The 23,082-nt window shown below is 72.4% G+C and carries 21 protein-coding genes and 1 tRNA gene; 15 read left to right on the top strand and 7 right to left on the bottom strand.

Annotation, left to right across the window (positions count from 1 at the left end):
• Window positions 1–601 precede the first annotated feature (601 nt).
• The 3 genes from AB0B63_RS21755 to AB0B63_RS21745 are packed head-to-tail and all read left to right on the top strand — an operon-like array spanning window position 602 to window position 3,572.
• Window positions 602–2,161: a replication initiator gene (locus AB0B63_RS21755; RefSeq protein ID WP_357021472.1), complete on the top strand. Its 1,560-nt coding sequence runs from the start codon at window positions 602–604 to the stop codon at window positions 2,159–2,161.
• A complete protein-coding gene (locus AB0B63_RS21750) occupies window positions 2,158–2,355 on the top strand; it encodes an excisionase family DNA-binding protein (protein WP_026269772.1) in 198 nt (65 codons plus the stop codon). The genes AB0B63_RS21755 and AB0B63_RS21750 overlap by 4 nt, the downstream gene beginning before the upstream one ends.
• The gene (locus tag AB0B63_RS21745) at window positions 2,355–3,572 is read left to right on the top strand and encodes a site-specific integrase (RefSeq protein WP_357021468.1); all 1,218 of its coding nucleotides are present in this window, start codon (window positions 2,355–2,357) and stop codon (window positions 3,570–3,572) included. Before AB0B63_RS21750 ends, AB0B63_RS21745 begins: the two co-directional genes overlap by 1 nt.
• Before the next feature lie 75 nt (window positions 3,573–3,647).
• Here AB0B63_RS21745 and AB0B63_RS21740 read toward each other — a convergent pair.
• Window positions 3,648–3,721: transfer RNA gene (locus AB0B63_RS21740), tRNA-Pro, on the bottom strand.
• Window positions 3,722–3,992: 271 nt separating this feature from the next.
• On the bottom strand, window positions 3,993–4,886 hold the full coding sequence (locus AB0B63_RS21735; RefSeq protein ID WP_357021466.1) for a metallophosphoesterase: 894 nt from the start codon (window positions 4,884–4,886) through the stop codon (window positions 3,993–3,995).
• A 25-nt stretch (window positions 4,887–4,911) separates the two neighbouring features.
• On the opposite strand from AB0B63_RS21735, the gene AB0B63_RS21730 reads away from it, so the two are divergent.
• Window positions 4,912–5,367 (top strand): GatB/YqeY domain-containing protein, encoded by a 456-nt coding sequence (locus AB0B63_RS21730; protein ID WP_208567699.1) that lies wholly within the window; start codon window positions 4,912–4,914, stop codon window positions 5,365–5,367.
• Between the two features lie 196 nt (window positions 5,368–5,563).
• A complete protein-coding gene (locus tag AB0B63_RS21725) occupies window positions 5,564–6,007 on the top strand; it encodes a peptidoglycan-binding domain-containing protein (protein WP_357021463.1) in 444 nt (147 codons plus the stop codon).
• Between the two features lie 75 nt (window positions 6,008–6,082).
• Here the strand turns inward: AB0B63_RS21725 and AB0B63_RS21720 are convergent, their stop codons facing one another.
• On the bottom strand, window positions 6,083–8,515 hold the full coding sequence (locus AB0B63_RS21720) for a transglycosylase domain-containing protein (RefSeq protein WP_357021460.1): 2,433 nt from the start codon (window positions 8,513–8,515) through the stop codon (window positions 6,083–6,085).
• Window positions 8,516–8,919: 404 nt separating this feature from the next.
• Between AB0B63_RS21720 and AB0B63_RS21715 the strand changes: the two genes are divergently transcribed.
• Window positions 8,920–9,240, top strand: a complete 321-nt coding sequence (locus AB0B63_RS21715; protein WP_208567702.1) for a WhiB family transcriptional regulator — start codon at window positions 8,920–8,922, stop codon at window positions 9,238–9,240.
• Window positions 9,241–9,447: 207 nt separating this feature from the next.
• Here AB0B63_RS21715 and AB0B63_RS21710 read toward each other — a convergent pair whose 3' ends face one another.
• Genes AB0B63_RS21710 through AB0B63_RS21700 form a run of 3 tightly spaced genes read right to left on the bottom strand, consistent with a single transcriptional unit; the run spans window position 9,448 to window position 12,275 of the window.
• Window positions 9,448–10,596: an ArsA-related P-loop ATPase gene (locus AB0B63_RS21710; protein ID WP_357021456.1), complete on the bottom strand. Its 1,149-nt coding sequence runs from the start codon at window positions 10,594–10,596 to the stop codon at window positions 9,448–9,450.
• A 54-nt stretch (window positions 10,597–10,650) separates the two neighbouring features.
• Window positions 10,651–11,628: an ArsA family ATPase gene (locus tag AB0B63_RS21705; protein ID WP_208567704.1), complete on the bottom strand. Its 978-nt coding sequence runs from the start codon at window positions 11,626–11,628 to the stop codon at window positions 10,651–10,653.
• A gap of 26 nt (window positions 11,629–11,654) precedes the next feature.
• The gene (locus AB0B63_RS21700) at window positions 11,655–12,275 is read right to left on the bottom strand and encodes a hypothetical protein (protein WP_357021452.1); all 621 of its coding nucleotides are present in this window, start codon (window positions 12,273–12,275) and stop codon (window positions 11,655–11,657) included.
• Between the two features lie 327 nt (window positions 12,276–12,602).
• Between AB0B63_RS21700 and AB0B63_RS21695 the strand changes: the two genes are divergently transcribed.
• The 7 genes from AB0B63_RS21695 (at window position 12,603) to AB0B63_RS21665 (ending at window position 20,526) form a co-directional block, all read left to right on the top strand.
• Window positions 12,603–13,085, top strand: a complete 483-nt coding sequence (locus AB0B63_RS21695) for a hypothetical protein (protein WP_208567706.1) — start codon at window positions 12,603–12,605, stop codon at window positions 13,083–13,085.
• A gap of 44 nt (window positions 13,086–13,129) precedes the next feature.
• Entirely contained in the window at window positions 13,130–13,285 is a 156-nt protein-coding gene (locus AB0B63_RS21690; RefSeq protein WP_088643831.1) for a DUF4177 domain-containing protein, read from the top strand.
• 10 nt (window positions 13,286–13,295) lie between these two features.
• On the top strand, window positions 13,296–13,757 hold the full coding sequence (locus AB0B63_RS21685; RefSeq protein ID WP_208567707.1) for a RidA family protein: 462 nt from the start codon (window positions 13,296–13,298) through the stop codon (window positions 13,755–13,757).
• A 147-nt stretch (window positions 13,758–13,904) separates the two neighbouring features.
• The gene (locus AB0B63_RS21680) at window positions 13,905–14,705 is read left to right on the top strand and encodes an MBL fold metallo-hydrolase (RefSeq protein WP_208567708.1); all 801 of its coding nucleotides are present in this window, start codon (window positions 13,905–13,907) and stop codon (window positions 14,703–14,705) included.
• On the top strand, window positions 14,702–18,274 hold the full coding sequence (locus AB0B63_RS21675) for an adenylate/guanylate cyclase domain-containing protein (RefSeq protein WP_357021447.1): 3,573 nt from the start codon (window positions 14,702–14,704) through the stop codon (window positions 18,272–18,274). The genes AB0B63_RS21680 and AB0B63_RS21675 overlap by 4 nt, the downstream gene beginning before the upstream one ends.
• Window positions 18,275–18,426: 152 nt before the next feature.
• Entirely contained in the window at window positions 18,427–18,945 is a 519-nt protein-coding gene (locus AB0B63_RS21670; RefSeq protein ID WP_357021444.1) for a hypothetical protein, read from the top strand.
• Window positions 18,946–18,975: 30 nt separating this feature from the next.
• A complete protein-coding gene (locus AB0B63_RS21665; protein WP_357021441.1) occupies window positions 18,976–20,526 on the top strand; it encodes a serine/threonine-protein kinase in 1,551 nt (516 codons plus the stop codon).
• Here the strand turns inward: AB0B63_RS21665 and AB0B63_RS21660 are convergent.
• On the bottom strand, window positions 20,513–20,839 hold the full coding sequence (locus tag AB0B63_RS21660) for a hypothetical protein (RefSeq protein ID WP_208567711.1): 327 nt from the start codon (window positions 20,837–20,839) through the stop codon (window positions 20,513–20,515). The genes AB0B63_RS21665 and AB0B63_RS21660 overlap by 14 nt on opposite strands.
• 254 nt (window positions 20,840–21,093) lie before the next feature.
• Here AB0B63_RS21660 and AB0B63_RS21655 point away from each other — a divergent pair, with 254 nt between their 5' ends.
• Complete coding sequence (locus AB0B63_RS21655; protein ID WP_208567712.1) at window positions 21,094–22,035, top strand: transporter substrate-binding domain-containing protein; 942 nt, start codon at window positions 21,094–21,096, stop codon at window positions 22,033–22,035.
• On the top strand, window positions 22,032–23,072 hold the full coding sequence (locus AB0B63_RS21650) for a hypothetical protein (protein WP_357021437.1): 1,041 nt from the start codon (window positions 22,032–22,034) through the stop codon (window positions 23,070–23,072). Before AB0B63_RS21655 ends, AB0B63_RS21650 begins: the two co-directional genes overlap by 4 nt.
• Window positions 23,073–23,082 lie beyond the last annotated feature (10 nt).

Genomic DNA, 23,082 nt, shown 5'->3' with positions numbered 1-23,082 from the left:
AGGGCCAGCGACCGCGGATCGCTACCCAAGTTTCCTAGACCACCCGTCGCACATCACCTGGCGGAACCGCGTCGCACATCAACTGACGGATCACAGGTCGGCAGCCGGCCGCCCTGCGGTCTCACGGCGGGTTGACGTGTCGGTACCCGGTGCTACTCTGGCCCTCGTCGAGCACGCCAGCGCGGCTTTCCCGCCGGATCGCTGAACTCGACTTCGGAGTTGCCGAGCGGCCTTCCTGCCGCTGACGCGGGTCACGTCCCGCCGGCTCTCGATCGCACCGGCCACTGCGCCGACCCGGAATCCACTGAGCGGCCCAGCACGGCCTTCCCGCCGTCCACGATGGCCCTCGGATTCGCGCACCTCGACGGGTGGGGATCGCCTGCGGCAACCAGCCGGAAGCCGACGACCAGGCACCCCACCCGTCCCGGCATCACCCAAGATTCAAGAACCCAGCTCAACGGCGGTCCAAGGCCGATGGCCAACCCCGCCCTCCGGCGTGAGCCGCCCTCTCCGGCGGTGCCAGGAGACACCACGAACACCACCGACCGGCGTCCGGTGGCAGTTCGTCGTCCGTCCCCTGCCACCCCTTGAGGAGAGAACCGTGTCCACCCTCACCGCCGGCCGTGACGCCCAGGCTTTGCGCCGCGCCACCGCCCCGGACTACTTCGGCTGGCTGGAGCACACCCGCGCCGCCGGAGGCTGCACCCGCCCGATCCGCCTGGCCGGCACCCTCACCGCCGTCGAACCCGGCACCGGTCGGGTCCTGGTCGAGCAGCACACCGACGAGCTGCCCGACCGGACGCTCTACAAGGCGTGCGGCAACCGCCGTGCCGCCCAGTGCCCCGACTGCGCCTGGGTCTACGCCGGTGACGCCTTCCAGGTCGTCCGCTGCGGCCTGACCGGCGGCAAGACCATCCCCACCACCGTCAGCGCGCACCCGGTCGTCTTCGCCACCTTCACCGCGCCATCCTTCGGCCCGGTGCACCACCGGCACATCCCCCGCCACACCTGCACCCACCGGCGGCGCTGTGACTGCCGACCGGCACCCTGCCGTGCCCGGAGCACCGCCGGCACCTGCCCACACGGGCAGTCTGCGGCCTGCTTCACCCGCCACGACGCCGACGATCCGCAGCTCGGTCGACCGCTCTGCCTGGACTGCTACGACCACGACCACCAGGCCGTCTGGAACTACTTCTCCGGCGAGCTGTGGCGGCGCACGAAACAGGCCATCGAGCGCCACCTCACCGCAGTGTGCCGCCGACGCGGCATCCCCCTCGTCCAGGTCACCACCGACTCCGGCCGGCTGCGCCGGGTGCCTCCGGTGCGGGTGTCCCACGGGAAGGTCGCCGAGATGCAGCGCCGGGGCGCGGTGCACTTCCACGTCCTGCTGCGCCTCGACGGCGTCGACCCGAACGACCGGCACGCCCTGGTCCCGCCGCCGGCCGGCGTCACCGTCGACGACCTCGACGCCGCCGTCCACGCCGCCACCCGACAGATCACCATCACCACCCCGCCGCACCCCGACCGCCCGCAGGGCTGGCCGGTCGCCTGGGGTGAGCAGATCGACGTACGCCGCATCGGCACCAGCGACGGCGACGTGACCGACGCCAAGGTGGCCGCCTACCTCGCCAAGTACGCCACGAAGTCCACCGAAGTCACCGGCCACTGCTCCACCCGACTCACCCCGGACACCGTCGACGCCTACGCCGACCCGGAAGGCGACCACCTCGCCCGCCTCATCGACGCCTGCTGGCGACTCGGCCGCCCCACCCGGCACCACGTCACCCCCACAGCCGGGAAGACGAAAGACCGTCAAGGCGACCTTGACACGACGCCCAACGAGTACGCCGGGCTGCGCCGCTGGGCGCACATGCTCGGCTACGGCGGCCACTTCCTCACCAAGGCCCGCCGATACTCGGTCACCTTCGGCCTGCTCCGCGACACCCGCGCCGCCTACCGCCGCACCGAGCACGCCGGCACCGCCGACAGCGACGACACCGCCGGCACGGTCACCGTGGGCACGCTGGTCTTCGTCGGCTCCGGCTGGCTGACCGACGGCGACGCCCTGCTCGCCAACACCGCCGCCGCCCAACGCCGCGAACGCCAACGCGTCGGCCGGGAAGAACTCGCCCACGAGGCGTGGTCGGGGGTGGCGGCATGACCCGGCACCTCACCCCGCGCTGGTACTCGCCCGCCGAGGTCGCCGTGCTGCTCGGCTTCGGCCTGTCCAAGGTCAAGATGAAGATCGCCACCGGCGAGCTGCGCTCCATCAAGGACGGCAAGTACCGCCGCGTCCTCCCCGAGTGGGTCGACGAGTACGTCCGCGAGCAGGTCCAGCGGCAGGAGGCCGCCTGATGCCCGCCCGCACCCGCGCCAACGGCGAAGGCTCGATCTTCCCCTACCGTAACGGCTTCGCCGCGTACGTCTGGGTCACCAAGCCCGACGGGAAGCGGACCCGCAAGTACGTCTACGGCCAGACCCGGGAGATCGTCCACGACAAGTGGATCAAGCTGCACCAGCAGGCCAAGGCCGGGCCGGTCGCCACCCGCGTGCCGACCCTCGGCGACTACCTGACCTACTGGCACCGGGAGGTGGTGCGCCCCAACCTCGCGCCGCTGACCTGCGCCACCTACGAGACGATCCTGCGGCTGTACGTGATCCCCGGCCTCGGCGGGAAGCGGCTCGACCGGCTCCAGGTGCGCGACGTGCAGACCTGGATCAACGAGGTGGCCCGCACCTGCCAGTGCTGCGCCCAGGGCAAGGACGCCCGCCGCCCGGAACTCAAAAGGCGCTGCTGCGTGCTCGGCCGGTGCTGCGGTGACGTGCCGTCCGCCCGCACGGTCAAGGACGTCCGAGGTGTGCTGCGCTCGGCGCTCAACCACGCGGCCACCGAGGAGTTGGTCACCCGCAACGCCGCCGCCCTGGTCAAGCTCCCACCGGTCCGCCGCCGCAAAGGCAGGGCGTGGACCAGCGACGAGGCCCGTCGGTTCCTGGAGTCCGCGCGGGCCGACCGCGATCCGTTGTACGCCGCGTACGTGCTGATCCTGGTGCTCGGCCTGCGCAAGGGTGAGGTGCTCGGCCTCACCGGGGACGCCGTGGACCTGGCGGCGGGGGAGTTGTCGATCGGCTGGCAGTTGCAGCGGGTCGGCGGCCAACTGCTGCACCGGGAGACCAAGACGCAGACCTCGGACGCCACCCTCCCGCTGCCGGACATCTGCGCGGCGGCACTCGACCTCCGCCAGCAGGCGAGGAAGGCCGACCGCGACGAGGCGGGGATCGCCTGGCAGGGCTCGCCGCTGCTGTTCACCACCCGCTACGGGACCCCGGTCGAGCCGCGCAACTTCAACCGGTCCTGGGACGCCCGCTGCGCCCGTGCCGGAGTCCGGAAGATCACCGTGCACGATGCCCGGCGTACCTGCGCGACTCTGCTCGTCGACCTGGACGTGCACCCGCGCGTCATCATGCAGGTGCTCCGGCACGCTGAGGTGTCGGTGACGATGGAGATCTATTCGCAGGCGTCCTCGGACGCCACCCGCGACGCCCTCAAGCGCCTGGGGGAGAGCCTGCGCTGACCGCTGCTGTACTCCACTGCTGTACAGACGCACTAGAGGGCACATCCATGGATCGGATGTGCCCTCTACCCTCTGTCGGGGTGGCCGGATTCGAACCGACGACCTCTTCGTCCCGAACGAAGCGCGCTACCAAGCTGCGCCACACCCCGAGGCGTGCGGTGAAATAGTAGCCCACCCGCCCCGCCGATCAAACTCGGTACCCCCCGGCCCCGGCGGTCGGGGCCACGCTGGTGCTCGCTTGCCCAGCTCCGCACCCGCCCACCCCATGATCAGATTGCGGTTTCGCGTAGTGCTGACGGCGTGTCGACCACTTTTTCGCAATCTGATCATGGGGTGGAGCGGGTTGCGGTGGGGCCATGGGTGGTGCGGTGGTGCTGTGGGGGCAGCAGAGCAGGGGGCGGTAGAGCAGGGGGGCGGGGGTCAGCGGGGGGTGAGGGTGAGGATGCTGGCCTCGGGTGGGCAGGCGAAGCGGACCGGGGCGGTGGGGTGGGTGCCGAGGCCCGCCGAGACGTGCAGCCAGGAGTCGGAGCCGGGCCAGCGGTGCAGGCCCTTCGCCATCGACCTGGGCAGGCCGCAGTTGGTGACCAGTGCGCCGTAGCCGGGTACGCAGACCTGACCGCCGTGGGTGTGCCCGGCCAGCAGCAGCCCGAAGTCGTCGGCGGCCATCTGGTCGAGCAGGGCCGGTTCCGGGGCGTGGGCGAGCGCGATGGACAGGTCGGCGGCGGGGGTGACCGGGCCGGCGACGGCCGGGTAGTCGTCCTGCCCGATGTGCGGGTCGTCCACGCCGACCATCTCGACGAGGCGCCCACCGGCCTTGATCGAGGTACGCGCGTTGTTGAGGTCCGCCCAGCCGGCCCCGGTGAGGACGTCACGCAGTTCCTCGTACGGCAGGGCGGCGCCCTCGGTGTACTCCCGGTTGGGCAGGAAGTAGGTGAACGGGTTCTTCCAGACCGGCCCGGTGTAGTCGTTGGAGCCGAAGACGAACGCGCCGGGGTAGTCGAGCAGCGGTTGCAGGGCGCGCAGCACCCCGGGTACCGCGTCGGGGTGGGCCATGTTGTCCCCGGTGACCACCACCAGGTCCGGGTCGAGGGCGGCCAGCGAGGCCACCCACTGCTGCTTGCGTCGCTGGTCGGGCATCATGTGCAGGTCCGACAGGTGCAGCACGCGCAGTGGCTCGGCGTCGGCCGGGAGTACCGGCACGTCGTACCGGCGCAGGGTGAACATGTTGCGTTCGACGAGGGACGCGTACGCCAGGGTGGCCGCCCCGGCGGCGACGGTCCCGGCGGCGAGGCCGAATAGTGTGCGCTTTCGCATGCCGACCAGGGTAGTTTGACCGTCCATGAGCACGCTGAAGGACCGCCTGACCGCAGACATGCGCGCCGCCCTCAAGGCGCGCGACGAGCTGACCACCTCCACGTTGCGGATGGCGCTGGCCGCCGTCGGCACCGCCGAGGTCGCCGGCAAGGCCAAGCGCGAGCTCTCCGACGACGAGGTGCTCGCGGTGCTGACCAAGGAGGCGAAGAAGCGCCGGGAGGCGGCTGCCGCCTTCGCCGACGCCGGCCGCGCCGAGCAGGCCGACAAGGAGACCGCCGAGGGTGCGGTGCTCGACCGTTACCTGCCGAAGCAGCTCGCCGAGCAGGAGCTGACGGAGCTGGTCGCGGGGGCGCTGGCGGCGGGTGGCTTCACCGAGAAGTCCCAGATGGGCCCGGCGATGAAGGCGGCCCAGGCCGCGGTGGCCGGCCGGGCCGAGGGTGGTCGCGTCGCCGCCGAGGTACGCCGACAGCTCGGCCTCTGACCCATATCAACTCTGGTCGTTTCCCTGGTCGCCGGTTTGTCAATTCAATTTTGATTACCGAGAGTGCCTGCAATTGGCTGTTGCGGTGACGGCTGATTCGTGGAAGGCTCGTTTGGCCGGCTTGACATGCAACGGGGGCGTGTTCGACACCGGTTTGAGGACCTGACCCTCGTTGCCTCGACCACTTGAGGTGACTATGAAGCCGTTGGCTGTTGCTTCCCTTTTCATTTCGACGTGTATGGGTGCCGTCGTCGTCGTGCCGTCGGCGGCGTCCGCTGACATCTCCATCCAGGCCACGTGTTCCCGCACGGTCAACGTGGCTAGCAGTGCCTACAGCACGGTCGATCCCATCGCCATGCCGTCGACCGGCAGCACCGCGTCGAGCACGAGCTGTGGAATGGCGCAGGGCGCCAACAGCAGCGCTGTCGGTGCCCTGCAACGGGCGTTGAAATACTGCTATGGCGCAGGCATCACCGTGGACAACGATTTCGGCCCGGCGACCAAGTCCGCCCTTGTCTCCGCGCAGAAGCGGGAGGGCATCACCGCAGACGGCGTCTATGGGCCGCAGACCCGGCTGAGCCTGACGTGGCGCTCGGTGGGCAACCGGTGCGACAAGGCCGCCGATCCCATCTACACCTGATCGGGCTCCGAGAGCCTTGACGCCAGTGGGCGGGCACCCCGACCGGGGTGCCCGCCCACTGGGTCGACAGAGGCGTCAGTTGTTACCTGGTGGACGACCAGGTGTGTTGCCGGTGTTACCCGGCGTGTTGCCGGCCTGGTTGGGGGTGCCACCGCCGCTGCTCACCTCGATGGTGACCACGCCGCCCTTGATGGTGCGGCCGTCGGGGCTGGTGCCGGCGACGGAGCCGGCCGGGCATTCCGAGGCGATCTTGTTGTCGGAGACGACGACGGAGAAGCCGGCGTCCTTGAGCCTGCTCCGGGCGCTGTCCACCGACTGGCACTTCACGTTCGGGATGGACCGCTGGTCACCATTGATGATCTTGCCGTTGGGTGGGGTGAACTCGATGCCGGGCTTGCCCTTCATGGCGTCGCGCAGCGTCTGGTAGACCGCCGGGTTGATGCCGGTCGGCGTCTCGTCGTGCCCCATCTTCTGGTTGGTCTGCGGCCAGTCCGGGTCGGCCATGATGCCGGCGACCGCGAACTGCTTGGTCATCGCCACCAGGGCCGAGGTCTTGTCGCCGTCGGTGGTGCCGGACTTGCCGGCGACCGGCTTGCCGACGATGCCCCGGACGTTGCGGGCGGTCGCCCCGACACACTTGGAGACCGACGAGCGGTCACCGACCGGGCAGCGGGCCGCGTCCACGGCGGCCCGGGCCACCTCGGTGCTGATCCGTTGCTCGCAGCGCGGGTTGGCGACGTCGAGCTTGTTGCCCTCCGGGTCCTTGATCTGCTGCACCGGGATCGGCTCGCAGAACTTCCCGTCGGCCGCCAGGGTGGCGTAGGCGTTGGCCAGCTCCAGCGGGGTGGTCGAGGAGACACCCAGCGTGAAGGCACCCCACTGGTTGGCGCCGCCCTCCTTGGTGGCCCGGCGGGCGTCGTCGCTGCTGCGGAAGGTGATGCCGAGCTTCTGCGCCGCCTTGATCACGTTCTCCGCACCGACCTGCTGCTCCAGCGGGACGAAGTAGGTGTTGACCGAGCTGCCGAACGCGGTCCACATGTTGTGCACGCCGGCCATGCTCGCCGAGGCGTTCTTGGGGCAGTAGAAGTGCGTCCCCGGGCAGGCCGCCGGCGAGTTCTGCTGGACGATGTAGTCCGACTTGAACACCGGCGGGGAGTTGATCGGGTAGGCGAGCGGGATGCCCTTCTCCAGCGCGGCCACGAGGGTGAACATCTTGAACGTCGAGCCGGCCTGGTAGCCGGTGATGCCCTGGCCGCCGCTGAGCAGCGGGTTCACCGTGTTGGGGTAGTTGCCCCGGATCTTCTTCTTGGCCTTCTTGGGGTCGCTGGAGTACTTGTTCTGCGGCTTCTTCGGGTCATCGATCTTGAAGTTCCGGTTCACCGACAGCGCGCGCACCCGGCCGGTGCCCGGCTCGATCGCGGCGACCATCCGGGCGGCCTTGCTGTTCACCCCGAGGTTCTTGCGGACGGCCCGGTCGGCACCGTTCTGCGCCTGCACGTCGAGCGTGGTGGTGATGGTGTAGCCACCGCTCTTGAGCCGCCGCTCCCGGTCGTACGTGGTGGAGCCGAAGGTCTCCTGCCCGAGCCACCAACGGTAGAAGTAGTCGCAGAAGAAGCCCCAGTCCTTCTGGTTGGTGGCGACGCAGCCGTTCGGGGTGCGCTTGTCCTTCACCGCCAGCTTGACCGCCTTGGCGGCGTCCGCCTCCTGCTGGGTGATGGCCTTCGTCTTGACCATGTTGTCGATGACGTAGTTACGCCGGTCGAGCGCGAGCGGGTAGCCGCTGCGGGTGGTCGGGTCGTTGGTGGTGGGCGCCTTGACCATGCCGGCCAGCAGCGCCGCCTCCTCGATCTTGAGGTTCTTGGGCGACTTGCCGAAGTACACCTGGCTGGCGGCGAACACGCCGTACGCGCCGTTGCCGAAGGAGGCGAGGTTCAGGTAGCGGGTGAGGATCTCGTCCTTCGAGAACTCCTTGTCGACCTGGAGGGCCAGGCGCATCTCGCGGAGCTTGCGGGCGCTGGTGTCCTCGGTCGCGGCGACCACGTCGGCCGGGTGGGTGGCCGAGTAGGCGATGGCCAGCCGGACGTACTGCATTGTCAGGGTGGAGGCGCCCTGCTGGGAGTTGGTGCCGGACTGGTTGTTGACGAACGCCCGGGCCACGCCGTTGATGTCCACGCCGTTGTGCTTGTAGAAGTCGTGGTCCTCGGCGGCGATGATCGCCTTCTGCATGTACGGGGAGATGTCCGCGAGCTTGACGTCGCGCCGGTTCTCGTCGTACATGGTCGCCAGCGGGGTCTTGCCGTCGCTGGCGAGCAGGTAGCTGATCTGTGGCGCGCGGGCCACCGTCAGCTCCTTGGGCAACGCCCCGAAGGTCTCGGCCCCGGCCTTCGCCGCCAGGCCGGACATCGCCACCGCGGGGAAGGCCGCCGCCGCCACCACCACACCGGCCAGCAGGCCGCAGATCAGTAGCGATGCGGCGTTGGTGAAGACATTGTGGTCACGTTTCCGCATCCAGGTCACCTCGACAGGGTACGCGAGTAGGGAACGAGGGGCGCCGGGGCGTTCTTTCCCCATTTCCTGCGCGCGCCGACCTCGTTGTGCTAAACGCACGACCCCCGGTGTGGGGTTGCGTGTGACCCGCGCCGAGTCTCCACCGATCGGTGGAGCCCGCGCAGCGTTTTCACGTACTCCGGCGGGGTAAGCGGCGATCGAAGGCCCGGTAAGCCGGGACTGTCCGTAATGCTGGATTTCGCCGACAACGTTGCGTAATCATGCGACTACAGAGCATGATGGTGGCGGCGACCTGAGCCACACGTCGTCCGTGCCTCCTTGGGGAAGGAACGGGCCGGACGACCGGGGGGAACGACGGCTGGTCGCACGAGGTCGGTAGGTACTGCAAGGGGGGACGTGTACAGATGGGGATGATCACTGACTGGCCGTCGCTGGCGGCGTGTCAGAACGGGGACCCGGACGCGTTGTTCGTACAGGGCGCCGAGCAGAACGTGGCCAAGCGGATCTGCCGCAGCTGCCCGGTGCGCTACGAGTGCCTGGCCGACGCGCTCGACAACCGCATCGAGTTCGGCGTGTGGGGTGGCATGACCGAACGGGAACGCCGTGCCCTGCTGCGCCGGCACCCGCAGGTGGCGAGCTGGCGCAAGATGTTCGAGGCGGCGATGAAGAAGAACGCCAAGGACCGTACCGGCAAGGACAAGATCCTGGTCACCGCCGCCGGCTGACGCCACCCGACCGGTCGTCGGCACGCCAGGCGTGTCGCCGGCCCCGGTCGGACACCCGGCCGAGCCTGGTCGGACGCCCAGCCGAGCTTGGTTGGATGCCCAACCGCCTGGGCGGAGGCCGGCCGAGCCTGGTCGGACGCCCGGCCGACGGTCGGTTCCCGGTCGGCCCGGTCGACGCCCTGTCGGGTGCGTACCGCGTGTCGCCGGTCAGGGACGGCTGATCGCCGCCCCGATCGTCCGCAGCCCGTCGACGTCGTGCACGTCGGCGGGCTGCGCCGTGACCGACACCGTCGGCACCGCCGGGAACGCCTCGGTGAACCGCCGGGCGACCTGCTCCTCGCGGACCGCCTGCTGCGCCAGCGCGGCGTGCGCGCGCAGCGCGTCGACCGTGGCGTCGTGCCCACCCAGGTCGGCCAGCCGGTCGGCCGCCGCCCGGCTCTGCACCGCGCCCAGGGCCACCGCCGGCCGGTGCACCCGGTTGAGCACCAGCCCGGCCAGCGGCATCCGCTCCTCACCCAACCGCCCGGCGAAGTAGGCCGCCTCCCGGACCGCGTCCGGCTCCGGTGTCGCCACCAGCAGGAACGCCGTCTCCCCGGCCTGCAGGATCCGGTACGTCTGCTCGGCCCGCTGCCGGAACCCGCCGAACATCGAGTCGAGGGCGGCGACGAAGCCGGAGAGATCGGTCAACAGCTGCGCCCCGAGCACCTTCTGCACGACCCGGGAGAACATCCCGAAACTCGCGGTGACGAAGCTGAACATGCTCCGGCCCCCGCTGCGTGCCGGGGCGAGCAGCAACCGCAGCATCCGGCCGTCCAGGAAGCGGGACAGCCGGGCCGGGGCGTCGAGGAAGTCCAGCGCGGAGCGGGACGGCGGGGTGTCCACCACGATCAGGTCCCACTCGCCCCGGGCGTGCAGCTGGCCCAGCTTCTCCATCGCCATGTACTCCTGGGTGCCGGCGAAGGTGGAGCTCATGGCCTGGTAGAACGGGTTGGCGAAGATCTCTGCCGCCTTCGCCGGGTCGGTGTGCTGGAGCACCACGTCGTCGAAGGTGCGCTTCATGTCCAGCATCATGGCGTGCAGCTCACCGCCACCGGCCTCGACGTCGATCCCCTTGACCCGGCGGGGGGTGTTGTCCAGCTCGGTCAGGCCGAGCGACTGGGCCAACCGGCGGGCCGGGTCGATGGTGAGCACCACCGTGCGCCGGCCGTGCCGCTCGGCCGCCCGCAGCGCCAGCGCCGCCGCGGTGGTCGTCTTGCCGACCCCACCGGCGCCACAGCAGACCACGATGCGCACGCCGGGGTCGGCGAGGATCTGGTCGACGTCCAGCACGGGCGCCGCGTCTTCGGAAGGCACCATTCGAGCGTATCGGGCCGGTGGGGTCCGTGCGCCCGGGCCGACGTGAGCTGCGCGTCAATCCGCCCGGCGGAGCAGCTCGGCGAACGCCGCCAGCCCCGCCGGGTCCACCCCGTCGGGCAGCAACGGCAGCTCGGTCACCGGTCGCCCCAGCTCCGCCAGGTCGGTCCGCAGCGAATCCTCCAGCTCCCGGCGTACCTGCTGGTCCCGGGCCTCGCCGGCCAGCCCGGCCACGGTCGCCGCGTCGGTGGGCAGGCCGGCGGCGGCCAGCCCCCGCTTCAGCTCCGCCCGGGTCACCTCCCGGCCGGTGGCCAGCGGCGGGCGGGCGGCGTTGACGATCACCCGACCCACCGGGAAGCCGAGCTGGGTCAGCTCGGTGATCGCGTCCACCGTCTCCTGGACCGGCATCTCCTCCAGCAGGGTCACCACGTGCACCGCGGTCATCGGGGAGCGCAGCAGCGCCGAGACCCCCTCGCTCTGGGTCTTGATCGGGCCGACCTTCGCCAACCGGGCGGTCTCGGCGGTGACGTTGAGGAAGCGGCCGATCCGGCCGGTCGGCGGGGCGTCCAGCACCACCGCGTCGTACACCCGGCGTTGCCCGGCGGTGCGGGTGGTGGCCTCCTTGACCTTGCCGGTGAGCAGCACGTCACGCAGGCCGGGGGCGATGGTGGTGGCGAAGTCGATCGCGCCGAGCTTGCGCAGCGCCCGGCCGGCCGCGCCGAGCTTGTAGAACATGTCGAGGTACTCCAGCAACGCCTCCTCGGCGTCCACCGCCAGGGCGCGCACCTCGCCGCCGCCCGGGGCGTCGGCGAGGTGCCGCTCGGTGTACGGGAGGGGATCGACGCCGAAGAGCTGGGCGATGCCCTGCCGGCCCTCCACCTCGACCAGCAGGGTGCGCCGGCCCCCGGCGGCCAGGGCGAGCGCCAGCGCGGCCGCCACGCTCGTCTTGCCCGTGCCGCCCTTGCCGGTCACCACGTGCAGGCGGGACGGCCATCCGGTGCCGGCCGGGTCGGCCGGCCGCTCAGCTGCTCGCACCGGTCGAGCCTATCCACCCCACGTGGTCAGCCGACCTCGCAGACCCACCAACCCGTCTTCCGTACCACGGTGAACCGCAACGGCTGCTCGGCGATCTTCTCGTCGGCGGTGGTCAGGGTGAGCTTGGTGGAGACGGTGGCCCGGTCACCGTTCTGGCTGTCGACGGTCGGGCTGGACCAGCGGAACCGGGGGTTGGTGTAGAGGGTGGCGTACTTCTGCACCTCGGCGACCTTCGCGCTGATCTTCTGTTGGTCGCGCGACTCCGCGCAGACGAAGTTGGCCGCCCTGCCGGCGTCCCGGTCCTGGTAGACGGCGGTGAGGAAACCGTCAACCGCCACCGTCGGCTCCCGGGCGCCCTCGCCGCCCTCGGCGTCGCGCAGGGTCAGGAAGGCGAGCGTCCCACCACCACCGCAGAGCACGACGGCCGCGAGCAGCGCGAGCGAGGCGACCAGCACGCCCCGCCGTCGCGTGGGGGCCGGTGTCCGGTACGCCGGGTAGCCCGCCGGTGTCGGCGTGGCGGCGCCGGACGGGGAGGTGCCGGGCATGGAGGTGCCGGGGGCGGTGGTACCGCCCGGGTCGGGTTGGTCCTGCCGTGGCGTCGGCACGCCCGGCGATCCGCTCGCGCCACCGAACGGTGGATGGGTCATGTGGTCCCCCGGGGGATGGGGCGCCGTCGCCGCCCCTGGCGACGACGCGGGTACGGGCGCGGCGGGCGACCCCTGATCGCCCGTCCGAGGCGCAAGGGTAACGGTCGATGGGCGGCGCGTGGCGGACCGCTCACGACCTGCGGTGGGTCGCGATCGCTTTCCGGACCAGACGTCTGTCGCATATGTGACTTTGGGTGATCGATCGTGCGCGTCCCGTTGTCCCCCGCCCCGGCCGGGTCCTACGTTCGTCCGGGTGTGGGGGAGCGGTTCGGGTCGGCGCCCGGTCCGGACGGCGGTCATTCACGGTACGAGGCCGGAGGCAGGTACATGCGCGACGCGGAGAACATCTCCCGGGCCCACTTCTCACCAGGAGACCGGGGGAGGCGGGGCGGTTCGCCCGGAGACGCGGACGGGTCGGGTGGTTCACTGCCGATGAACGAGCGGTCCTACCGGCGCTGCGCCGAACCGTCCGAGGTGCTGCGGATCCTCGGCCGCCCCGGTGACCGGGGCCGGGACGACGAGGAGCCCGGCTACGTCATCCACCTGCCGATCCGGGTGGCCGACCTGACGGCGGCCACCGCCCTGGCCGGCACCGTGGCCACCTCGCTCGGCTTCCTGGTCGAACTGGACGCCGGCGAGACCACCGTCTCCACCGTCGACGACCAGAACAACCGGCACCGGGTCTTCTGCGACCTGCTGCTGCCCGACCGGTCCCGTTGCCCCCAGCCGTACGACCACACCGGGCAGTGCGGCGAGCTGCCCGCCGCCCCGGAGCAGCGTCCCGCGCCCCGACCCTCACCCGGACCGTAGGCTGTCGGCGGAACATCCACGTCAGGCAAGGGAGCCTTCCACCGATGCAGAAGTGGGAATACGCCACGGTCCCGCTGCTGGTCCACGCGACCAAGCAGATCCTCGACAACTGGGGTGAGGACGGCTGGGAACTCGTCGCCGTGATCCCCGGCCCGAACCCGGACCAGTTGGTCGCGTACCTCAAGCGCCCCAAGGGCTGAGGGCCCGACGATGAGCAACGGACCCCACGCCAAGCTCGCCGAGCTGGGCCTGGCCCTGCCCGACGTGGTGCCGCCGGTGGCCAGCTACGTCCCGGCGGTGCAGTCCGGCCAGCACGTCTACGTCTCCGGTCAGCTGCCGGTGGTCGAGGGCAAGCTGCTCGCCACCGGCCAGGTCGGCGCGGGTGTCTCGCCCGAGCAGGCCAAGGATCTCGCCGAGCGGTGCGCGCTGAACGCCCTCGCCGCCGTCGATTCGCTGGTCGGCCTGGAGAACATCGTCAAGATCGTGAAGCTGACCGGCTTCGTGGCCTCGGCACCGGGCTTCCACGGCCAGCCGGCCGTGATCAACGGGGCCTCCGACCTGCTCGGCGCGGTCTTCGGGGAGGCCGGCCGGCACGCCCGCTCCGCCGTCGGGGTGGCGGAGCTGCCGCTGGACTCCCCGGTCGAGGTCGAACTGATCGTCGAGGTCGGCTGACCGCACCGCCCCACCGCCGCCCGCCGGCCCGGCGTACACCACGATCCGGGCCGGTCGGCCGGCGGAAAGCCGCGAACGGCCACGAACCGGGTACGCCGGTTCCGCAAGATCGTGGGGAGTGGCGCGCGGGGTCGTACGATCGCAGCCATGACCGGGCATGTGACGGCACCACCGGCCGCGCTGGCCGACCGGCTGCCGGACTGGGTGACGTTGCTGCGCGCCCCCAACCCTGGGCCGATGACCCTGGAAGGCACCAACACCTGGGTGCTACGCGCCCCGGGTGCGCCGCACGCGGTCGTCGTCGACCCCGGCCCGGCCGACGAGGCACACCTGGCCGCCGTGGCGGCGTCGGGACCGATCGGGTTCGTACTGATCACCCACGGGCACCCCGACCACACCGAGGGCGCCCCCCGGCTGAGTGAACTGCTCGGCGGGGCACCCGTGCTCGCCGTCGACCCCGCGCACACCATCGGCGGCCCACCACTGACCGGGGCGGGTACGCAGCTCGGCGGGACCGGGCTGGACATCGACCTGGTCGACACCCCCGGGCACACCGCCGACTCGGTCTGCTTCCGGGTGTCGTACGGCACCGAGCAGGTGGTGCTGACCGGGGACACCATCCTCGGCCGGGGCACCACCGTCGTCGCCCACCCCGACGGGCACCTCGGCGACTACCTGACCAGCCTGGAGCGGCTCTCGGCGTACCAGGGGATCCCGGCGCTGCCCGGGCACGGCCCGGCGCTGGCCGACTGCGGTGCGGCGGCCGACTTCTACCTGGCCCACCGCCGGGCCCGCCTCGACCAGGTGCGGGCCGCCGTCGACGCGGGCGCGCGCACCGCGGCCGAGGTGGTGGCGACGGTCTACGCCGACGTGGACCGGTCGCTGTGGTGGGCCGCCGAGTGGTCGGTCCGCGCCCAACTCGAACACCTCGGAGTGGAGCAGCCGTGACCTGCCCGGTGTGCGGCACGCTCGCCGTCCCGGGCGCGCGGTTCTGCCACAACTGCGGGGCGGCACTGCCGGCCGCCGCCACCCTGCCGACCGCCGAGCGCCGGGTGGTCACCGTGCTCTTCGGTGACCTGTCCGAGTTCACCTCGTGGTCGGAGGACCTCGACCCGGAACGCGTCGGTGCCGTCACCGACCGGGTGCTCGCCGCGCTCGCCGGTGCGGTGAAGACGTTCGGCGGGCACGTCGACAAACTCACCGGCGACGGGATCATGGCGGTCTTCGGTGCCCCGGTGGCCCACGAGGACGACGCCGAGCGGGCCGTCCGGGCCGCCCTGTCGATGCAGCGGGCCGTGCGCCGGGTCCTCGACGACGAACGCGGCGGCGGCGCACCGCTCGGCCTGCGGGTCGGGCTGAACACCGGCGACGTGATCGCCGGCATCCAGGCCGCCATCGAGTACACGGTCATCGGGGACACGGTGAACACCGCCGCCCGGCTCGCCGACGCCGCCGCCGTCGGCGCGATCTACGCCGGTGCCCGGACATCCTCGGCCACCCGGCACGTCGCCTCCTGGCGGGTGCTGCGCCCGCTGCGGCTCAAGGGCAAGCGCGAGCCGGTCGAGGCGTACGAGCTGCTGGGTCTGCTCGACGCCCCGGGCACCCGGTCGGGGCTCGGCGACGAGGCGCCCTTCGTCGGGCGGGAGACCGAGATCGGCCGGGTCGCCGGCCGGCTCGCCGAGGTGATCGACCGGGGCGAACCCCGGGTGCTGCTGATGACCGCCGAGGCGGGGATCGGCAAGTCCCGGTTCGCCGCCGAGGTGGAACGCCTCGCCGCCGGCTACGACGTCGGCGCGGGCCGGTACGCCGCCCACAGCGGGGCCCGGGTGCTCTCGGTACGCTGCGCCGCCTTCGGCGAGCGGCGTCGGCTGGCCCCGCTGGCCGACCTGGTCCGGGCCGCCGTCGGCCTGCCCAGCGACACCTCCACCGCGCTCACCCGGCCGGCCGTCGAGGAGCGGCTGCGCCGGCTCGGTCAACGGCTCGGCCGGCTGCGTACCGAGGTACCGCCGATCGCCGCTGACCAGCTGCTGGCGCTGCTGGGCTACGCCGAACTGCCCGGCAACGCGGGTGACCAGGACGGCTGGGGGGCGACCCCGCCGGCCGCCGACGCCGAGGCGGTGCCGGTCGCGGTGGCCGGGCTGCTCAGCGCGCTGGCCGCCGAGGCGCCGCTGGTGATCGTGGTCGACGACCTGCACGACGCCACCGGCGAGACGATCGCCGCCCTCGGCGCGACCCTGTCCCGGCTCACCGGCCCGGTCCTGGTGATGCTGCTGGGCCGACCGGAGCTGGTCCGGACCGCCGGGACGTTGACCTGGATCGCCGACGCCGAGGTGCAACCGTTGCCGCCGCTGCGCGGCGCGGACGCCTCCCGCCTGCTCACCAGCTATCTCAACGGCGGCAGGCTGCCCCAGGCCGACGCCGACCGGTTGCTCGCCACCGCCCAGGGCAACGCCTTCTACCTGGCCGAACTGGTCACCCTGCTGCGGGAGCGGGGCGCACTGACCGCAGGCCCGGACGGCGGCTGGCGGTTGGTGCCCGGCTCGCTGGGCAGCCGGCTGCTCTCCCGGGACCTCGCCGCCGTGCTCGCCGCCCGCATCGACGCCCTCCCGCCGGAGGCCCGGTCGGCGCTGCGCGACGCCGCCGTGGTCGGTGACGCGGTGCCCACCGGCGCGTTGGAGGCGCTGCGCGAGCAGCGGGCCGGGCGGGACGGCCGGCCCGCCGCGGTGGCCGCCGTCGAGCTGGAACGGGCCGTCGAGGAGTTGCTGCAACGCCGGATGCTGCACCGCACCCGGACCGGTTTCGCGTTCGCCACCCCCCTGATGCGCGAGGCCGCCTACGCGGGGGTGAGCAAGGCGGAGCTGGCCGAACGACACGCCGCACTGGCCCGCTGGGCCACCGGTGACCCGGCGGCGTCGGTCGCCGCACCCGGTGGGTTCACCGACGCCGCCCGGGACGACTTCGTGGCCGAGCAGGTCGAGCGGGCCGCCGCCCTCGCCGACGCGGTCAAGCTCCGCCCCGACTCGCCGGCCCGGACGGTCGCCGGGTTGGGGGTGGCCGCCCTGGGCCGGGCCGCCCGCCGGGCGTTGCAGGCCGGTGAGCCGGCACTGGCCGTCGAGCACGCCGAACGCGCCACCGACCTGGCCCGCGAGGGGGTGCCCCCGGCCGACCGGGTCGCGCACGCCCGGGCGCTGCTCCAGGTCGGTCGGGTCGGCGACGCGTTGGCCTTCGCCGAGAAGATCGCCGCCAACGCCGGTGACGACGCCGGCACCCGGGCCAGCGCCCTGCTGCTCGCCGGCCAGGCCCACCAGACGCAGGGCGACCAGGGGCGCGCGGTGGCCTGCTGGGAGGAGGCGTTGCAGGTGGCCACCGCCGGGGAGGTGACCAACCTGCGGGCCTCGGCCATGCGCCGGCTCGGGATGGCCGACTTCGTCGCCGGTCGACTCGGTCAGGCGAGCAGCCGGCTCGCCGCGTCCTACCAGATCAGCCTCGCCGCGAAGGACCTGCGGGGGCAGGCCTGGGCGTTGCAGAACCTGGCCTGGGTCACCACCACCCGGGGGGACTTCGCCGGCACCGACGCGGTGCTCGGTCGGGCCGCCCGGCTCTTCGCCGAGTTGAAGGACCCGTACGGGCGGGCCTGGCTACGCGGCACCACCGCCTTCGCCCGGCTGCTGGCCGGCCGGTTGGGGGAAGCCTGCCGGCTGGCCGGGATCTTCCTGCCGTTCGGGGAACGCGTCGGCGAGGCGTGGGCGGTGGGCACGTTACGCGCGGTCGAGGCGTTCGCTGCGGCCGAGTTGGGCGAGGTGGCCGAGGCGGACCGGTCGGCCCGCCGGGCGTACCGGGACTTCGCGGCGGTATCCGACGACTGGGGGCGCGGGTTCGCGCTGGTCGTCCGCGGGGTGGTGGCGCGGGGGCTGGGCGAGCCGGAGCACGCCGCCGACCTGTTCACCGACGCCCTGGCGTACGCCGGTCGGACGTCGCATCCGCTGCTGACCGGGATGGCCGGGACGCTGCGCGGGTTCGTGGCGTTGGACATGGGCGACTGCGAGACCGCCGAGCGGGACGCCCGTGCGGTGCTGACCGCCGTCGAACCGCACAACCCGCAGGCCCCGGCGCAGGCCGCGCCCCGGGTGCTGCTCGCCACCGCCCGGCTCGCCGCCGGGGACCCCGCCACCGCGGTCGGGTTGCTCGCTCCGGTGGCGACGACCGCCGCGAAGACACCGACGCTGCTCTTCTCCCGCCGGCAGACCCTGGCCCGGTACGCTTCCGCGCTGCTCGCCCACGGTCAGTCGGAGCAGGCGTTGGACTGGGCCCGGCGGGCGGTCGCCGCCCCGGCGGAGGACGTCCGCAGTCAGGTGATCGGCGCGGAGGTGCTGGCCGAGGCGTTGGCGGTATGCGGGCACCCGGTGGAGGCGGCGGCCAGCGCGCAGGAGGCGGTCCGGCTGGCGTACGCGACCGAGCAGCGCAGCGAGCGGGCCAGCGCCGACGCCCTGGCGGCCCGGCTGGCCGGCGGGGTCTGACCGGCCCCGCGTCGCGTCGTCGGCGGCGGGTCCGGCGTCGAAACGGTAGGTCTGTCGGTTACGGGGATGTGCGCGCATCGGCGGGGACGGTTAGCGTGTCACTTCACGCGACCGCCCCTCGGTGCCGGTCGCGCCGTCAGGTGGGGGAACAGATGAGGTTGCCGCGTTCGGGCGCCGGTTGGACGATCGCGGTCTTCGGTGTGCTGGCGGTGCTGCTCGGCGCGTTCGGGCTGGTGTGGCCGGAGGCGCAGTTGCGGATGCTCGGCTTCGAGGTGCCGCAGACCCGGGCGGCCGGCGACTACACGGGCACGTTCCTCACCGCGTCCTCGATGGCGTCGTTCAACATGGGCGTCTACTACCTGCTGGCGGTGGCGACCGAGTGGCGGGCGTTCTACCGGTTCACGGTGGTCTTCCGGCTGGTCACCTTCACCGTCTTCACGCTGACCGTGCTGGCCGACGTGGCTCCGGACCGGTTCATCGGGGTGGCGCTGTGGGAGGGGGTGGGTGCGGTGGCGACGGCGCTCGGCCTGCGCTGGGACGCCCGTCGATCCACTGGTGCGGGCGGAAACGCTCCCATCTCGACAGCGTCCCAGGTCAGTGGGCTCTCCGGGGGTGCGTCGAGCGGGTCGGTCGCCGCCGGCCCGGCCGCTGCCGCCGGTACGGACCGCTGAGCGCCCCGGCGGAACGGGTATTTTCGAGCCGTGACCGAGACCCCGCCCGGCGCCTCCCGGCTGCCCAATGTGCCCGGTCTGACTGACTTGCAGGTCTTTGCCCGGGGCGGCTACGCCACCGTCTACCGGGCCACCCAGATCTCCGTCGGTCGGGAGGTCGCCGTCAAGGTGGAGAACCGCACCCTGGACAACGAACGCGACCAGGCCCGGTTCCTGCGCGAGGCGCGGGCCGCCGGCCGGATGTCCTCCCACCCGCACGTGGTGGACCTCTTCGACGTCGGGGTGACCGTCGACCAGCACCCCTACCTGATCATGGAGCTGTGTGACGGGTCGTACGCCGAACGGATGCGGACCTCGCCGCTCGACGCGTCCGAGACCCGTGACCTCGGCATCAAGATCGCCGACGCGTTGGCCCACTCGCACGCGGCCGGGGTGCTGCACCGCGACGTCAAGCCGGCCAACATCCTGCACTCGCACTTCAACTCGGCGGTGCTGGCCGACTTCGGGCTGGCCGTGCTGGCCGAGGCGCGGGACGCCTCGGTCACCCTGGAGGTGCTCACCCCGGCCTACGCGCCGCCGGAGATGTTCAACCACAGCCCGCCGTCACCGGCCGTCGACGTGTACGCCCTCTGCGCCACCCTCTACGCGGTGATGACCGGCCGGCCCCCGCGCTGGCAGTCCGAGCGCAACCCGAGCCTGGTCACCGTGCTGGAGTTGTTCCACCACCCGATCCCCGACCTGCCCGGGGTGCCGACCGAACTGGTCGACGTGCTCCGCGCCGGGATGTCCAACGACCCCGACGCCCGCCCCTCCGCGCTCGAACTGCGCGACCTGCTCACCGCGCTGCCCGTCGACCCGGCCCCCGCCCCGGTCAGCGGTGCGCCGGTCTCCGGCGGGCCCTCCACCGGCGGCACCGGGCCGTACACCCTCGGGTGGACCACCGGTCAACCCGGGCGGATCACCGGCCAGCCGGCCCCCCGGCCGCCGGCCCAGGACGACCATCCGACCGTTGCGCACGGCGAGCGGCGGCGGCGACGCTGGTTCTTCGGCGGGGCCGGGGTGCTCGCCCTGGCCGCCTCGGCGAGCGCCGGGGCATGGGTCGCCGGCGGTGCGCCACCGGTGGCCGGGCCGACCGCCGCCCCGTCGACCGTGGGCTCGTCCAGCCCGGCCGCCCGCTGGGGCACCCTGCCCGGCTGCGCGGCCGACGGCACGGCCGCGACCCTCCCGCCCGGTGCCCGGTGCGCCCCCGTGCTGGAGTGCTTCGGCCCGGTACGGCTACGCGGCGACCGGGCGGAGGCGCCGCAGGTCTCCTGCGAGGGGCGGCACACCTGGGAGACGTACGTGGAGGGCCAGTTGCCGGCCGCGCTGGCCCGGGCCGGACACGCCACGATCAGCGCCGACCCGACGGTCCGGTCGGTGTGCAACGCCCGCACGTTCCGGCTGACCAGCGGGATCGACTACGCCAACGGCTGGCGGCTGGAGGTGCTGCCGCCCGGCGAGACGGATCTCGACCGGACCTACCGCTGCCTCGCCGGCCGGGGGGTCGACGCCCTGGTCGCCCCCACCCTCACTGGTCGCTGACCTCGCGCATCCGGTGCAGCCGGCTCAGCACCGCCGCGCTGTCCAACGCGTCGAGGGTGTCCGCGTCGAGGAACGAGCCCGGTTCCAGGTGCCCCGGCGAGGGCGGCACGGCCGGTGTCTCCTCGTGGTCGCGTTCGCGCAACGCGGCCAGCGCGGTGCCGGTCACCGTCGCGAAGAGGACCCCGAGCAGGGCCAGCCCCACCGTCAGGATGCCGGCGGGATGCCGGAACACCAACGCCACCAGCACCGCGCCGGTCGCCAGCCCCGCGACCACCGCCACGGTCCGCGCGTCCGGCTTCAGGAATCGGCTCACCTGACAAGCATGGCCTGAACGGGCGCGCTGTCAAACCATACGGCTCGGTGTGGTTGACCGTTCTGCCTAGAGTGACGAAACGCCGGAAGACGGTCCCCGCCCTCCGCCTGCTCCCGCCTCCCGGTCGGGTGGGCGTCGCGGCGGACGACCCGCCACCGGTGCGGCGCGACCGAGCCACCGGTGCGGCGCGACCGAGATGGACCGGAACGGCTACCCTCGGTGTCCCCCAGGCTGTCCGTCAGCGAGGTGCGCCGATGAACGACACGTCCGCCCGCCACCGGGTCCGTTCGGTCACCACCACCCTGGCGGTGGCCCTGACCCTCACCCTGGCCGCCGCCGCCGGTTGCGAGAACCGCCGCGAACCCTCGCTGCCCTCGGTCCGCGACAAGCTGCGCGAGTCGCACATCGACGGTCAGGCGAAGATCAAGATCGGGGTGGCCACCACCGAGCCGCTGATGGGCGAGCTGCGCAACGGCAAGCACTCCGGCTTCGACGTGGAGATCGCCCGCTACGTCGCCTCCTACCTCGGCTACGAGGGCGACCAGCGCATCGAGTGGGTCTCGGTGACCACCGAGGACCGCATCCCCGCCCTCCAGGGTGGCGTGGTCGACCTGGTGGTCTCCAGCTTCTCCATCACCGAGGAACGGGAGAAGCTGGTCAGCTTCGCCGGGCCGTACTTCGTCACCACCCAGGAGGTGATGGTGCCGACCCGGCTCAGGGACAAGATCCGCACCATCGAGGACCTCCGCGAACCGGCCTACAAGGTCTGCACCAGCGGTGGCTCCACCACCGAGGCCGAACTGGCCAAACACGACGTCAAGGTGCTCGTGGTCAAGGAGGTCGGCGACTGCGTCAAGGGCATCCGGGAAGGTCGTTACGACGCGGTCAGCTCCGACGAGACGATCCTCGCCGGCTTCCTCTCCCTCTATCCGACCGAGTTCGAGATCGTCGACATGCCCTTCGGCACCAGCGAACTGCTCGGCATCGGGGTGCCGATCGGCGACCCCGCCCTGCGCGACCTGGTCGCCTTCGCCCTGCAGAAGAGCTACCTCCAGGGTCGCAACGGGATCAGCAGTCCGTGGATCACCGCCTACACCAGGTCCCTCGCACCGTATCTGAAAGCGGAGAAGGCACAGCCCCAACCGCTCAACGTGCCGGCGCTGGTCGACTTCGACGACAAGGCGCCGACGCGGTGACCGCCCCGGCCGTACCGCAGGATCTGGGCGCCACCACCGTCCCGGTACGCGACGGCTGGGACCCGGCGGTGGAGCGGCGGACACGGGCCAGCCAGTCGTTCTGGACGGCGGTGGTGGGCGTCCCCGCGATCTTCTCCGTGCTGCGCCTCGGCGTCGAGGCGGGCGGCGAACTCCAGACCACGTTGTTGCTGGTGGCGAACGTCGGGCCGGTCAACCTGCTGGCCGGCTTCCTGACCACCGCCGCCCGGCTGCTCTCCACCAGCCTGGTCGCGGTCTTCGCCCTCGGCGCGGTGCTGCGGGTCAGCGTCGAACGGATGCCGCCCACCGTCCGCCGCCCGCTCTTCGTCCGTTGGGCGGACCTCACCCCGGCGTGGTTCGTGCTGTCCAGTTTCCTGCTGGCCCTGGTCACCTGGCAGCTGCTCTACCTGCCGCTGCTGCTGCCGGCGTTCGTCGCGGCGTTCCAGCTCACCCCGGCGCGACTGCACGAGCACCCCGTGCCCCGGACGCTGATCGTGGTGACGCTCCTCGCCGGCTACGGCTGGCTGCTCGCCCCCACCCTGCTCGACGCCTGGCAGCAACGGGAACTGCTCGCCCTGGTGCTGTTCGTCGCCCCGCCGTTGCTCGCGCTCGTGGTGACCGGGCCGCTACCCGGGGCGGTGATCCGGCCGCTCGCCTCCGTCACCGAGGCGGCGGTACTGGCCATGCTGGTCTGGGCGGCGCTACCGGTGATCACCACGCCGGTGCTGCCGCTTACCGTGACCACCGTGGAGTCGAGCCCCGGCGTCACCGAGGACGTCCGGGGGCACGTGGTCACCGTGGACGACGTCAACATGGTGCTGCTCCAGGAACGCGGCGGCGTCCGGTACGTGCCGGTGGACGACGTCCGCGCCCAGGTGCTCTGCCCCAGCGAGGAGGAGCTGCCCCGGCACCGGCTGCGGATCCGCGACTACCACGTGGAGGACTCGCTGCTGGAGGGGTTGGGCCGGCGGGTGCGACCGGTGCACCGCACCGACGCCGCCTGCCGCACCCCGCGCTGACGCCGTCGAC

Source organism: Micromonospora sp. NPDC049081 (assembly GCF_040648835.1).
GTDB lineage: Bacteria > Actinomycetota > Actinomycetes > Mycobacteriales > Micromonosporaceae > Micromonospora > Micromonospora antibiotica.
This window is presented reverse-complemented; position numbering and strand designations above follow the sequence as displayed.